Annotated in this window: 13 protein-coding genes; 5 read left to right on the top strand and 8 right to left on the bottom strand. The window is 59.6% G+C overall.

Annotated features, from left to right (window positions below; genetic code table 11):
- The first annotated feature begins 28 nt into the window (after positions 1-28).
- Positions 29-790, top strand: a complete 762-nt coding sequence (locus WDB70_RS07725; RefSeq protein ID WP_406663079.1) for a CLCA_X family protein — start codon at positions 29-31, stop codon at positions 788-790.
- Here WDB70_RS07725 and kdsB read toward each other — a convergent pair.
- The 5 genes from kdsB to WDB70_RS07750 are packed head-to-tail and all read right to left on the bottom strand — an operon-like array spanning position 787 to position 6566.
- Positions 787-1551 carry a 3-deoxy-manno-octulosonate cytidylyltransferase gene (gene kdsB / locus WDB70_RS07730; RefSeq protein ID WP_406663081.1) on the bottom strand — a complete coding sequence of 255 codons (765 nt, stop codon included), beginning with the start codon at positions 1549-1551 and terminating at the stop codon, positions 787-789. The two genes, WDB70_RS07725 and kdsB, sit on opposite strands and share 4 nt — an antisense overlap.
- A complete protein-coding gene (locus WDB70_RS07735) occupies positions 1548-1736 on the bottom strand; it encodes a Trm112 family protein (RefSeq protein ID WP_406663083.1) in 189 nt (62 codons plus the stop codon). Before WDB70_RS07735 ends, kdsB begins: the two co-directional genes overlap by 4 nt.
- Complete coding sequence (gene lpxK / locus WDB70_RS07740) at positions 1726-2691, bottom strand: tetraacyldisaccharide 4'-kinase (RefSeq protein WP_406663085.1); 966 nt, start codon at positions 2689-2691, stop codon at positions 1726-1728. The genes WDB70_RS07735 and lpxK overlap by 11 nt, the downstream gene beginning before the upstream one ends.
- Positions 2688-4478 (bottom strand): lipid A export permease/ATP-binding protein MsbA, encoded by a 1791-nt coding sequence (msbA, locus tag WDB70_RS07745; protein WP_406663087.1) that lies wholly within the window; start codon positions 4476-4478, stop codon positions 2688-2690. Before msbA ends, lpxK begins: the two co-directional genes overlap by 4 nt.
- A 27-nt stretch (positions 4479-4505) precedes the next feature.
- On the bottom strand, positions 4506-6566 hold the full coding sequence (locus WDB70_RS07750) for a DNA internalization-related competence protein ComEC/Rec2 (RefSeq protein WP_406663089.1): 2061 nt from the start codon (positions 6564-6566) through the stop codon (positions 4506-4508).
- Between the two features lie 61 nt (positions 6567-6627).
- On the opposite strand from WDB70_RS07750, the gene WDB70_RS07755 reads away from it, so the two are divergent.
- Complete coding sequence (locus tag WDB70_RS07755; protein WP_406663091.1) at positions 6628-7116, top strand: DUF2062 domain-containing protein; 489 nt, start codon at positions 6628-6630, stop codon at positions 7114-7116.
- A gap of 26 nt (positions 7117-7142) precedes the next feature.
- On the opposite strand, the gene WDB70_RS07760 is transcribed toward WDB70_RS07755, so the two are convergent.
- Genes WDB70_RS07760 through WDB70_RS07770 form a run of 3 tightly spaced genes read right to left on the bottom strand, consistent with a single transcriptional unit; the run spans position 7143 to position 10247 of the window.
- A complete protein-coding gene (locus tag WDB70_RS07760; RefSeq protein ID WP_406663093.1) occupies positions 7143-8375 on the bottom strand; it encodes an FtsX-like permease family protein in 1233 nt (410 codons plus the stop codon).
- Positions 8372-8995, bottom strand: coding sequence for a lipoprotein-releasing ABC transporter ATP-binding protein LolD (gene lolD, locus WDB70_RS07765; RefSeq protein WP_406668042.1), 624 nt, complete (start codon positions 8993-8995; stop codon positions 8372-8374). Before lolD ends, WDB70_RS07760 begins: the two co-directional genes overlap by 4 nt.
- A 58-nt stretch (positions 8996-9053) precedes the next feature.
- Positions 9054-10247 carry an FtsX-like permease family protein gene (locus WDB70_RS07770; protein WP_406663095.1) on the bottom strand — a complete coding sequence of 398 codons (1194 nt, stop codon included), beginning with the start codon at positions 10245-10247 and terminating at the stop codon, positions 9054-9056.
- An 80-nt stretch (positions 10248-10327) separates the two neighbouring features.
- On the opposite strand from WDB70_RS07770, the gene WDB70_RS07775 reads away from it, so the two are divergent.
- From WDB70_RS07775 to WDB70_RS07785, 3 genes are read left to right on the top strand one after another with little or no spacing between them, the layout of a single operon-like run.
- A complete protein-coding gene (locus WDB70_RS07775) occupies positions 10328-10873 on the top strand; it encodes a hypothetical protein (protein WP_406663097.1) in 546 nt (181 codons plus the stop codon).
- Positions 10874-10877: 4 nt separating this feature from the next.
- The gene (locus WDB70_RS07780) at positions 10878-11927 is read left to right on the top strand and encodes an agmatine/peptidylarginine deiminase (RefSeq protein WP_406663099.1); all 1050 of its coding nucleotides are present in this window, start codon (positions 10878-10880) and stop codon (positions 11925-11927) included.
- Complete coding sequence (locus WDB70_RS07785) at positions 11924-12805, top strand: carbon-nitrogen hydrolase (protein ID WP_406663101.1); 882 nt, start codon at positions 11924-11926, stop codon at positions 12803-12805. The genes WDB70_RS07780 and WDB70_RS07785 overlap by 4 nt, the downstream gene beginning before the upstream one ends.
- Positions 12806-12833 lie beyond the last annotated feature (28 nt).

Consider the following 12833-nt stretch of genomic DNA (forward strand, 5'->3'; position numbering starts at 1 on the left):
CTTTCCCCGAGGCCTCAGAGGCACCTGCTTGCAACCTGATAACCGCCGCGGCCCAGATTTTCGCTTGGGCGAGGACCGCACCTTTGCCGATGTTCGCGACCAGTTCGCGCTGGCCGGTGTCAGGATTGGCCGCTGGGTCAGCCGTGACGAACAGGCCGCGGCTGCCAACCGGATCTTTGATGCGCTGGCCGATCTGGCCTGGGTATTACAGGTGCCGCCCTGGCTACTGGGATTGCGCGGCCAGTTACAGCTGGTCTATGGCAGCCGTGGCCAGCTTGGCGTGCAGGCACACTATGAAGCCAATACGCGCATTCTGGCGTTGGCCAAGCATGCCGGCGCTGGAGCCTTGGCGCACGAATTCTGGCACGCCTTTGACCACCACATTGCCAGCAAGCTGTATCCGGATGCCGGCCCCAGAGAAATGGCTTCACAGTTATGGCTGGCACAGGATCATTACCGCGCCCACCCGCTAAACGACGCGCTGGTCCAGGTGTTTCGCACCGCACTGCTGAGCCCCGATGGCCGCAGTGCCAGTGCCTTCATGCAACGAGCTCTGGCCCTTGATGAAAGCCGCGGCCGCTCTTACTTCAGTCAACCGACTGAAATGCTGGCCCGGGCTTTTGAGGCCTTCGTTCAGGACCATGCCGAGATCCACAATCCTTATCTGGTCAGTGGCACCAAAAAAAGCGCCGCCGCCAAAGCCGGGGCCTTTCCTCAAGGCCAGGAAAGAACGGCATTAGCGGCGGCGTTTCGTCAGTACTTCAAAGCGCTGGGGCAAGCGTTGGTTTAACTGGCCGAGTCGTCACGCCATTGGGCATTGACCCGCTGTAAGTCTTCGGGGGTATCGATACCGGCGGGTAACGGCTCACAGGCATCTGCCACGATGATCCGTTCGCCGTGCCACAGGACCCGCAATTGTTCCAGCGCTTCGAGCTGCTCCAGCGGGCTGACACTGAGGCCGGCGTAGCGGCGTAAAAACCCGGCGCGATAGGCATAAATGCCCAAATGCCGGCGCAGTGGCGCCAGCTCCGGCGCCTTACCGGCGAGCAACCGGTCACGTTGCGCAGGAATACAGGCGCGGCTGAAATACAGGGCATAACTGCTTTTATCGGACACCACTTTCACCGCATTCGGGTTGACCGCTTCGTCACTACTGCTGAGCGTTGTAGCCAGAGTGGCGACAGCCGCTTCCGGATGGTCAGCCAGCAATGTGGCCACCTGGCGGATAAGTGCCGGCGGAATTTGCGGCTCATCGCCCTGTACATTGACAACAATGGCGTCATCAACCAGGTCCAGACGGTCGGCCACCTCAGCCAGCCGTTCGGTGCCCGACTGGTGGTCACCGCGGGTCAGTAGCGCCTGGCCACCGGCAACCTGCACGGCCGCTTCAATACGCTTGTCATCGGTTGCTACCCAGACATCACTGGCCCCCGCCTTCAGCGCCCGGGCCAGTACATGCAGGATCATCGGTTTACCCGCTACCGGTAGCAGCGGTTTGCCAGGCAATCGGGTAGAACCATAACGCGCCGGTATAACAACCAGAAAACTCAACTGACCACCTCATCGGCACTGAGGTTACGGGCCTCGTCACTGAGCAGTACCGGAATATCGTTGCGGATCGGATAGGCCAGCTTGTCGACCTTGCACCACAGTTCTTGCTGCTCGGCATGCAGTGTCAGGGCACCCTTGCACAGGGGGCAGGCCAGAATATCCATCAGGCGTTTATCAAAGGCCATGTCGGCTCCTCAGCTTATCAATAATGGCAGTGCACAGATCCGGGGAAAAGGTGGCATCCACCGGGACGTAATACCAGTCGTCCTGTGCCAGTTTACGGCATTTTACTGCGTCTTTTTCAGTCATCAGCAGTGGCCCGTCAAGTCCCTGAAAGTCCGTTTCGCAATAGGGATGATGGTCGGCAAAGGGGCGCTCACAGCACAAGTGCAGGCCACGCTGGCGCAACGAGGCAAAAAAGCGTTCAGGGTTGCCAATACCGGCAATGGCACTGACAGAATCGCCCAGAGTGGCCCAATCCACCTCCTGGTCATCCAGCACCCGGCGGGGTTTACCCTGATTCAGGCACATGGCGTATTCACCGGTTTCGGCGGCGCCGCCGTTGATCACGACATAGTCAACGTTGTTGAGTCTGGCCGGCGTTTCGCGCAGCGGCCCGGCGGGCAATAACCAGCCATTGCCGAAGCGCCGCTGGCCGTCAATCACCACCAGCTCCAGATCCCGGGCCAAGGCATAATGTTGCAGGCCGTCATCAGCGATAATCAGTTCAACACCTTCGGCCAACAGCCGCTCTACCGCCGCCTGACGGTGCGACGCCACCGCCATCGGCAAGCCACTGCGCGAGGCCAGTAGCAGAGCTTCATCACCCACCACTGCCGGCTCACTGTCGCTGCTCACCAGTGCCGGAAAAGGCCCTTTGCCACCATAGCCCCGGGAAATGATGCCGGCCTTGATACCCGCTTGCTGGCAGGCTTTTGCCAGTGCCAGCACAACCGGCGTTTTGCCATTGCCCCCTACCGACAGATTGCCCACCACCAGCACCGGTACCGGGGGGCGATAGCGGCTTTTTAAGCCCAGCCGATATAACCCCCGGCGCAAGCTGCTCAGTAACCAGAACACGCCACTGAGCGGCAGCAGCAACCAAGCCTGCCAGGCACCCTGGCGGTACCAAAATTTCATGCGCCGAACTGCATCTTGTGCAGGCTGGCATAGGCACCGTCTGCCGCCAGTAGCTGCTGGTGATTGCCCTGCTCGACAATGTGACCGTGATCGAGCACCAGAATATGGTCGGCGTTTTCAATGGTCGACAACCGGTGCGCAATCACCAGCGCCGTACGGTTACGCTGCAAGGCCTCCAGTCCGGCCTGAATATGGCGCTCAGACTCGGTATCGAGTGCCGAGGTCGCTTCGTCGAGGATAAGGATCGGCGAGTCACGCAACAGCGCCCGGGCAATGGCAATGCGCTGGCGCTGGCCGCCGGACAGCATCACGCCGTTTTCCCCGATCATGGTGTCCAGGCCCTCGGGCAACCGCTCAATGAACTCCATGGCATGGGCGGTAATGGCCGCCTCGATGATCTGTTCACGGCTGATGTCACCGTCACTGCCGTAGGCAATATTGGCGGCGATGGTGTCATTGAACAGGTACACCTGCTGGCTGACTACGGCAAACTGGCGGCGCAGATCCCGCAGCGGATAGTGGCGGATATCCTCGCCATCGAGGCTGATGCTGCCGCTGTCGATATCATAAAAGCGGGTCAGCAAGGAGCTGATAGTGGTTTTACCGGAGCCAGAGCGGCCCACCAGTGCCACCGTTTTGCCGGCATTGATGGTGAAGTTGATACCGGCCAGCGCCGGCTGTTCCTTGCCCGGGTAATGAAAAGTGACATCGCGAAACACCAGCTCACCCTGGCAGCGGCCCAACGGCACAGTGCCCTCATCAGGCTCGGGTGCCTTGTCCAGGGCTACAAACAGTGATTGCGCCGCCGCCAGGCCGCGCTGCAGTTCGGCATTGATATTACTGAGCTGCTTAATGGGTTGCATCATCGCCAAAATAGCCGCCACCAGCGCGACAAAATCACCCACCGACAAATGACCGCTGGCAGCCAGCTTACCGGCAATAAACAGCACCACCGCCAGGCCAATACCGGCCAGCAGCTGAATAATGGCGTTAGAGCTACCCTGAGTGGCCTCCACCTTCATGTTCTGCTGACGGTTATGGTTATTGATGTCAGCAAAACGGGCTGACTCGTACTGCTCGGAGCCAAACAGCTTCATCACCTTGTTGCCGTTCACCATTTGCTCCGACTTGCCGGTCACCTGCCCCATTGCCGACTGAATTTTCAGGCCCAGATGGCGAAAGCGCTTGGAGACATTTTTCACCGCCAGGGCAATAGGCGGGATCACCAAAAAGAACACCAGCGTCAGCTGCCAGCTGTAGGTGAACATGGTCAACAGCAAAAATACCACCAGCGCGCCCTGGTTTATCACCGTCAGCATCACCTTGGTTACCGAGTTGGCCACCAGTTCCACATCAAAGGTAATTTTGGAGATCAGGGTGCCGGCGGTGGTTTGGTCAAATTCCTTGACCGGAAAACGGATCATTTTTTCAAACAGATCCTGACGCATCGCCCGCACCACGTGCCGGCCTACCCAGGCCAGACCATAACTGGCCATGAACGACGTTACCCCACGGGCCAGGAACAGGCCGATAACCACCAGTGGCGCCATCATGAACAGGTCGCTGGAAGTGTCGGTCATAAAGGAGCTGTGCGCACCCACCGGCGCGCCTTCGGCTTTACCGAAAGACTTATCCAGAAAAGGCCCCATCAGATACAAAAAGGCGGCCTGAAAAGCCGCATTGCCGACCATTCCGACAATGGCCAGCGCCAGCCCCATTCGATACGGGTTGGCATAGCGAAGAAGACGTTTATAGGTTGCCCAGCGGTTACTCGCGGTGTCAGACATGAACGGAACTCGTGACAATCAAGGCCGCTAGTTTAGCGTTCCAGGCCAGTGCCGCCAAGCTTCCCACCAGAATCGACGCAGCCCGGTGCAGCCTTGGGCGCTGCAAAAAAGCGCGCCCTGCTGGCCGGTATCCCAAAGTGCAGCCCCCTGAGCCCGGTAGCGGCGCTGTACCTCAGGCCGCGGAAAACCATAGTGATTGGCAAAACCGGTAGAAAAAATTACCCAGCGCGGCCGCGTTGATGCCACAAAATACGCGGAAGACGACGACGCCGAGCCATGATGCGGCGCCGCCAGCAAATCCACCTGCGGCCAGTTAAGGCGCCGCTCAACCAGCTGGCTGATATCGCCCGGCAGTAGCACCCGGTAGCCGGCCCAGTGGCTGTAAAGCACACAGGAGCTGTCGTTATCACTGCCACTCAGTGGCCCCGGTGGCCAGAGAACCTGTAGCGTCGTTCCCTGCCAGCGCAACGACTGTTGCCAGCATGATTGCTGCCCCGGTTGCGGCTGGCCGGCCAGGGTCGGCGCGTTGAACGCCGCCGCGCCACCGCTGTGGTCACGGTCGCTGTGGCTCAGCAGCAGCCAGTCCAGCTGCCGGCTGGCCTGTAATGCCCGGGCACCATCGGTTGCCCAAAGGCCAGGGCCGGTGTCAACCAGTACCATGTTGTTTGCAGCCACCAGCGCCGTTGCACTGCCCTGCCCGACATCCAAAAACCACACCCCGGGCTCACCGCTGGGCTTGAGCTGCCACAGCAGACCGACTGTCACCATGGCAGCCAGGCGCGCCGGCAGTCGTAACGGTAACCACCATAGCGGTGCCAGCATCAGCAGCACCAGCAACGCCGGTGGCCAGAAACCGACTGGCAACCAGGCCAGAAAGTGCATCAATCCACTTAATAAGCCGTCAGCCAGATACCACAGCCCTGGCACTGCCAGGCCGGTTAGCAACAGAGGCATCACCAGTAAACTGACCAGCGGCACCGCCAGCAGATTAGCCACCAGGCTCCACGACGGTACTGCGCCAAACAGCCACCATTGCAGTGGCCACATCAGCAGGGTCAGGCCCAACTGGATAGCAACCAGCAGCCGCCAGCCACGCAGAGAAAAGCGCCACAGCACCAGTAAAATCAAGGCAACAGCGGCAAACGACAGCCACAAGCGGCTATCCAGTAACGTCAGCGGCGCAACCGTACCAAACAGGCACAACAACGCCAGCCACAACCTTAACGCCAGCACCGGCCGGCGCCAGCCCAGCCACAACACCCAGGCCGCCAATGCAACCAACGCCCGCAATGTCGAGGGAGCCAGCCCGGACTGCCAGGCATAGGCCGCCGCCAGCGCCAGACCCAGCCAGGCACCCCAGCGCCGGCCATTGCCTGGCAATAGGTGCCCGGCCCAAAGCCCCAGTAACGCCACTAGGCTGACATGCAAACCCGATATTGCCAGTAAATGCGCGGTGCCGGTGCGATGCAGCCATTGCCGGCGCTCAGCACTGATGTCCTGGCGCTGGCCGCTAAGTAGCGCCATCATCACATCGGCATTGTTAAAGCCCGCCAACTTCTGACGCAGCCACTGGTGCCAGCGATAGCGCCAGTCGGCCTGGCCGCGCACAGCAAATGGCTGTTTGACATACCCCACCCAGGCCAGGCCCATGGCCGCATCACGGCGCGCGGCGGCACGGCTGCCGGGATTCAGACGGTGGTGAACAGGGCGTAACTTCACCGCGGCAGCTATCTGCTGGCCGGGGAGCGGCCGGGGGCTATCCAGATACCACCCCAGGCGCGCCAGCACAGGGCTTGCCAGGCGTTGCCCATCCAGGGCAAAAATCCGTACATAAAGTACTGGTTTGGCTGCCAGTACCTGGCCTTCTATGCTATGGTTCGGGCCGGTGATCGCCAGCGTTGCCGGGGCTGCGGTAAAGCAGCACCAGCATAGCCCAAACAGGTAAATGGCCAGCGCTCGCCACCCCCACCACCACAGCAGTAATGCCGCCGCCAGTAACCACAAAAGCGTGGTCAAGGCTGGCAGTTGCTGCCATAGCAGTGGGGTCACCAGTCCCAGTAACCAGTAAGCCAAAGGCAAAATTTTCATCCCTGATGATGTTCCCTGGAGTGAATTGACCCCGATGCCTAAGAAAACAATAAAGCGGTTCATGCCGGATCACGCCACTATCCGCAATCATAAACATTTGCAGATCTTTGGCACCTTGCTGCATAACCCCAATCTCTGGTCACTGAACCGGCGCAGTGCCGCCGGGGCCTTTGCCGTCGGGCTGTTTTTCGCTTTTATTCCTGTGCCTTTTCAGATGTTGCTGGCCGCAGGTGGCGCCATCTTGTTCCGGGTCAACCTGCCCTTGTCGGTGGCCTTGGTGTGGCTGACCAACCCAGTGACCATGCCGCCGATTTTTTACGGGGCCTATCGGGTCGGTGCCTGGCTGCTGGGTAAGCCACCTAGCACTTTTGCCTTTCAGGCCAGCTGGGAATGGCTGATGCACAGCCTGGAAACCGTTGGCCCGACATTCCTGTTTGGCTGTCTGGTCTGCGCTTCAGTGGCTGCCGTGGTGGGGTATTTTGGTATTTCCTGGTTGTGGCGTTATTCGGTGGCTCGGGCCTGGCAAAAACGCCGCCAGAACCGGCAATAAAAAAACGCCGCTGTAGCGGCGTTTTTTTATCCTCCCGACAACACTCTGGCGGGTTGCAGGCGCGCCGCCTTCAGCGCCGGATAAAGGGTTGCCAATAGCGCCACCAGCAAAGCCAGTGTGGCCGTGACGCAGACATCACTGAGGCGGATCTGGGTAGGCAGGGTGTCAGTAAAGTAAATATCGCTGGCCAGCACCGTGTGGCCACTCAGCGCCGTCCAGGCACTGATGATGACCGGCAATGCCCAGGCCAGTAACAGGCCCAAAACCGTACCGATAATCACACCTAGGCCACCGAGAAAACTCCCGCGCCACAAAAACATCGCCATGATGGTCGACTGGCGGCCGCCGATGGAACGCAACATCGCTATCTGCGGCGCCTCTTCTCGCACCGTCACCATCAGCAGGGAAATGATATTAAAGCTGGCAACCAGCATGATCAGCCCCACCACCAGATAAATGATCACCCGCACCATCTGAATATCCTGATAGAGGTGGCCCTGGGTACGGGTCCAGTTATCCATATAAAGAGGTTCGTGGGCCCGAAAACCGACATCGCGAGCCACCTGGTCGGCAGCAAAAACGTTACTGATGCTAAGCCGAAGTCCCTGCGGGTGGCTGGTATCGCTCCAATGGTTGGCGGTGGCCAAAGGCATGTACGCAAGACTGTAATCAAGCTGGCCGCCCACCTTGACCACGCCCAGTAATCTCAGGTGGTGGCGCCTAGGTGTCGACAGCCCGCCGCTGCCAGGCGGCGCTACCAGCAGGGTCAGTTTGTCACCGATCTGCAGATCCAGTTTTTGTGCCAGTGAGGCCCCCAGGATCAACCCGTCCGGCGTTTGCTCGAAACGCGCAATCAATGCCGGCGATAAAAACCGGCCAATACCGGACACCGCCAGTTCCTGCTGAAGATTGATGCCCCGCAAGGCCACCGTATTAAGATGCTTGCCACTGACTGCCAAGGCGCTGATTTGCCGGTAAGGTGCGACCGCTTTAACCCGAGGGTCAGCAGTAGCCAGGCTGGTCAGGGCCTCCGGGCGCTTGAGCTGACCATTCATGGCAATAAGTTCCACCTGCGGCACCAATGTCAGGTACTGCTCGGTGAGCACCTTTTGAAAACCATTCATGACACTGAGCACCAGCACCAGCACCAAACAGCCCAAGGCCACCCCGGCCACGGCAGCGGTGCGTAAAAAACGTTGCAGACGGTTCAGGTGGCCATAGCGAAACTGCCGCCAGGCCAGTTGCAAGCTCAGGCTCATGGTGCTTGTAACACCCCTTTTTTCAGCGCCAGCACGCGCGACATCTTGGCCGCCAGCGCCCGATCGTGGGTGACCACCACAAACGCAATACCCAATTCGCCATTAAGCTCTTGCAGCAGTTGGTAGACCTGCTCGCCACTGGCTTCATCGAGGTTGCCGGTGGGTTCATCGGCAAGCACCAGCCGGGGCGAATTCACCAGCGCCCGGGCAATGGCGACCCGCTGCCGCTCACCGCCAGAAAGTGCCGATGGACGATGTGTCAGGCGGTGCTCCAGGCCAACCCTCTCCAGCAGCTTGCGCGCCCGCTCCTGCGCCTTGGCAGGATTTTCGCCCTGGATCAGGGCCGGCATGGCAACATTTTCCAGAGCCGTAAATTCCGGTAGCAGGTGGTGGAACTGATACACAAACCCCAGGCTCTGATTGCGAAAACGGCAGCGGCTTTCTTCATCCCAGGCCAGCATGTTCTGGCCATCAAAACTCAGTTCACCACTACTGGGCTGATCCAAGGTGCCCATCAGGTGCAACAGGGTACTTTTGCCCGAGCCGGAAGAGCCAACAATGGCCAGGGTCTCGCCAGCCTCGACGGTCAGCTCGATACCGGTCAGCACCGTGGTTTCCATACCCTCGTCCAGGTAGGTCTTGGTCAGTTGATGGCAACGTAGCACCCTAATGTCCCCTTCAGTCTCGCTCAGTCAATACCACGGCCGGGTCAATACGCGCGGCGCGGTGGGCTGGCGCCAATGTTGCCAAGGCGCAGATAACCAGCACAAACAGGCTTATCAGCAACAATTGCAGCGGTTCACGCTGCACCGGCAGGCCATGAGGGCCATAGCCCAGCGCCATGCCCCCAAGACCAACCCAGTCCAGTACGGTATTAATGTGTTCTGTCGCAAAAAAGCCCAGCAGCAGCCCCAATACCGAGCCAATAAGGCCCGTACCCAGGCCCTGGGCCAGAAAAATACGCTTCAGGGCTCTGGGCGACATGCCCAACCCGGCCAGTACCGCGATATCGCGCCGTTTATCCGACACCAGCATGGCCAGTGCCGCCAGAATATTAAAGGCCGCCACCGCAATGATCAGCACCAGCAACAACGACATGGTGCGTTTTTCCTGGGCCACCGCCGCAAAAAAGTCGCCATAACGGGCGCGCCAATCCCACAGTTTTTCACCGGGCGCCGCTAGGCTGGTCAGGGCCTGGGTATCAAAGGGGTCATTGAGACTAACCCGTAAGCGATTCACGCCCTCAGCACTTTGGCCATAAAGGCGGCGCAGGTCGGCATAATTGGTGATAAGCAGTACATCGTTAAGCTCAGAAGCCAAATCCACGACACCAATCACCGTAAACTGGCGCTGCGCCGGTAGCCGCCCTAAAGGCGTATAGATGCTTCTGGCCGGTAAATAGACCCGCAGGGTATCACCCTGCATGACCCCAAGCTTACGGGCCAGGCCAACGCCCAGCACCAGCTGATACTCACCCGCTTTGGGCGCCGGCGCGTTGTGCGGTAACGGTGACCCTGGCCACCAGCCTTGCAACCAACCGCCCTGCAAGCCTTGCTGGCTTTGCAACATCACTTCGCCATCACTGTATGGCACCACGGCTTTTACGGCTTTGTGAGCTTTCAGTTGCATGGCCCGTTGCTGCCAGTTGGCAAAGCCACCGTTGTCGGTAATGATCAGGTGCGGCACCCGGTCTAACAGCCGGGTTTTCAGCTGGCTTTCAAAGCCATTCATAACCGACAGCACCACCATCAGCACCATCACGCCAAGGATCACCCCAAACAGGGCAAACAGGTTGACGAAATTCGCAAAGCCACCCCGTTGGCCACGCAGCAGGTAACGATTGGCGATAAATAAAGAGGCTGGTCGGAACATCCGTTATTGTCAGAGGTTTTATTTGCCGGGGAAGTTACGGGATAATACGGAACTTATTTACCAATGAACAGCGAGTTACCATGGCCGACCGCGTTTTCGATGACTACTTCAGCGTGCGTTTGAGCTGCGAGGTGCGCCTGGAATGGCTGGCCAGCGACACCGCTGTTCCTGACGCCAAGACCCTGGCTGCCAACCTACCGCCGCTACAAAAGCAGCTACAGGAATTAGAAGCGCAGCAACAACTGTTGTGGACGGAAGTCAGCGAGGATAAAAATGGCCCGCTGATGCGCCTGTTGGCACTGCAACAGCAACAGCTGGGGCTGCTAGCCGAACACCTGTTGTCACTGGAAGAGCCTGCCGAAGGCTGGCACCACACCGTGCATTTTTCGGCCGGCGGGTTGTCCATTGCCGCCGAGGCCGCCGCCGGGGAACTGTGTAAGTTCAGCCTGCGCCTGCCGCTGGGGCTGGTGCGCGGTTATGCCCGGGTTACCGGCCGAGATGAACACCTGGCTTACCTGAACTTTGTCAGCCTGCTCGAATCTGACCGGGAAAAATTGGTGCGTCTGGCCCTGCAGACGCAAAGCGATCATTTGCGGGCCCGCCGGGCTCGTGCCGAGGAGAAGTAACAACGTGCCACGCCTGCTTGCCGAATGGGAGCCGCTGGACGGCGTCCTGCTCACCTGGCCTCACGCCAACACCGACTGGGCCGACGATCTGGACCGGGTCATTCCCCTGTTTGAAGCACTGGCTTATGTCATCAGCGATTACGCCGATGTACTGATCGCCGCACCGGCAGACGAGGTTGAAGCACTTAAAGCTCGCCTGCTGGAACTGGGCATCAGTGACGATGCCTTTATGGTCTACGGGGTGCCCTCCAATGACAGCTGGGCTCGCGACCACGGCCCTCTGACCGTGGCCACCGACGACGGCCTGGTATTGCTTGATTACACCTTTACCGGCTGGGGTAACAAGTTTGCCGCCGAACTGGACAACCAGATCAGCCGGCGCCTGGCCGAACAAGGCGCCTTTGCCGTACCCCTGCACTCGCGGGAGCTGGTGCTCGAAGGCGGCGCTATTGAGTCTGATGGCGACCGTACGCTGCTGACCACCGCCCAGTGCCTGCTAAACCCCAACCGTAACCCGCAGTTGAGCAAGGCCGACATTGAAGCGCAGCTCAAAGCCGATTTCGGGGTCGAAAAAATAAACTGGCTGGAGCATGGCTACCTGGCCGGCGACGATACCGACAGCCATATCGACACCCTGGCACGGCTCTGCCCCAACAACACCATCGTTTATGTGCAGTGCGACGACCCACAGGACGAGCACTTTGACGCCTTCCAGAAAATGGAAGCGGAACTGCAGGCCATGACCGACGCCGACGGGAACCCCTACACCCTGATCCCGTTACCCTGGCCATTTGAGGTTTACGACGACGAAGGCCAGCGGCTACCGGCAACTTACGCCAACTTTCTTATCTGTAACGGCGCGGTGCTGGTACCGGTATATAACGACGAACGAGACGAACAGGCGCTGGCCGCCATCAGCGAAGCCTTTCCAGGGTTTGATGTACTGGGGCTGAACTGCCTGCCACTGATTGCCCAACACGGCAGTCTGCACTGTGTCACCATGCAGATGCCGGAAGGCACGTTAAGCCTGCTGCCACCGGGAGAAGCCCTATGACAACCCTCAATGTTGGCCTGGTGCAGCACGCCTGCACCGGCGATCTGGCCGCCAATATGGCGAAATCTATCGAAGGGATCCGCGATGCTGCTGACAGTGGCGCGCAACTGGTAGTGCTGCAGGAGCTGCACCGTAGCCTGTATTTTTGCCAGACCGAAGAAACCGCCTTGTTTGATTTGGCCGAACCCATCCCCGGCCCCAGTACCGAGGTACTCGGTGCTCTGGCCAAGGAACTGGGGGTGGTGATTGTCGCCAGTCTGTTTGAAAAGCGCAGTACCGGCCTTTATCACAACACCGCTGTGGTGCTGGAAAAAGACGGCACCCTGGCCGGTAAATACCGCAAGATGCACATCCCAGACGATCCGGGTTTTTATGAGAAATTTTACTTCACCCCCGGCGATCTCGGCTTCACTCCCATCGCAACTTCGGTGGGTAAGCTCGGCGTGTTGGTCTGCTGGGACCAATGGTTCCCAGAAGCGGCGCGACTGATGGCCATGGCCGGTGCCGAGTTACTGATTTACCCTACCGCCATTGGCTGGGACCCGCGCGATGATGCCGCCGAACAGCAGCGCCAGCGTGACGCCTGGGTTACGGTTCAGCGGGCGCACGGCGTGGCTAACGGTGTGCCGGTCATTGCCGTTAACCGTGTCGGCCACGAAGCCGACCCGGCCGGCGGCCCCGGCACCCTGTTCTGGGGCAACAGCTTTGTTGCCGGCCCCCAGGGGGAGTTATTGTTTGAAGCCGATAGTGAAACCGAGCTGACCATAGTGGTGCCGGTAGACATGGCTCGCAGTGAGTCAGTGCGCCGCATTTGGCCCTACCTGCGTGACCGCCGCGTTGATCACTACCATGATCTGACCCGTATTTACCGCGATTGATTGCTAACAGGCCGGCTTTGCCGGCCTG

The sequence above is a fragment of the Gallaecimonas aegicerasi genome (assembly GCF_045291545.1).
Classification (GTDB): Bacteria; Pseudomonadota; Gammaproteobacteria; order Enterobacterales; family Gallaecimonadaceae; genus Gallaecimonas.

Coding starts and splice junctions, on each gene's coding strand:
- WDB70_RS07770 (WP_406663095.1), bottom strand. CDS start 10,247: ATGTTCCGACCAGCCTCTTTATTTATCGCCAATCGTTACCTGCTGCGT.
- WDB70_RS07750 (WP_406663089.1), bottom strand. CDS start 6,566: ATGAAAATTTTGCCTTTGGCTTACTGGTTACTGGGACTGGTGACCCCA.
- WDB70_RS07785 (WP_406663101.1), top strand. CDS start 11,924: ATGACAACCCTCAATGTTGGCCTGGTGCAGCACGCCTGCACCGGCGAT.
- WDB70_RS07775 (WP_406663097.1), top strand. CDS start 10,328: ATGGCCGACCGCGTTTTCGATGACTACTTCAGCGTGCGTTTGAGCTGC.
- lpxK (WP_406663085.1), bottom strand. CDS start 2,691: ATGAAATTTTGGTACCGCCAGGGTGCCTGGCAGGCTTGGTTGCTGCTG.
- WDB70_RS07735 (WP_406663083.1), bottom strand. CDS start 1,736: ATGGCCTTTGATAAACGCCTGATGGATATTCTGGCCTGCCCCCTGTGC.
- lolD (WP_406668042.1), bottom strand. CDS start 8,995: ATGGAAACCACGGTGCTGACCGGTATCGAGCTGACCGTCGAGGCTGGC.
- WDB70_RS07755 (WP_406663091.1), top strand. CDS start 6,628: ATGCCGGATCACGCCACTATCCGCAATCATAAACATTTGCAGATCTTT.
- msbA (WP_406663087.1), bottom strand. CDS start 4,478: ATGTCTGACACCGCGAGTAACCGCTGGGCAACCTATAAACGTCTTCTT.
- WDB70_RS07760 (WP_406663093.1), bottom strand. CDS start 8,375: ATGAGCCTGAGCTTGCAACTGGCCTGGCGGCAGTTTCGCTATGGCCAC.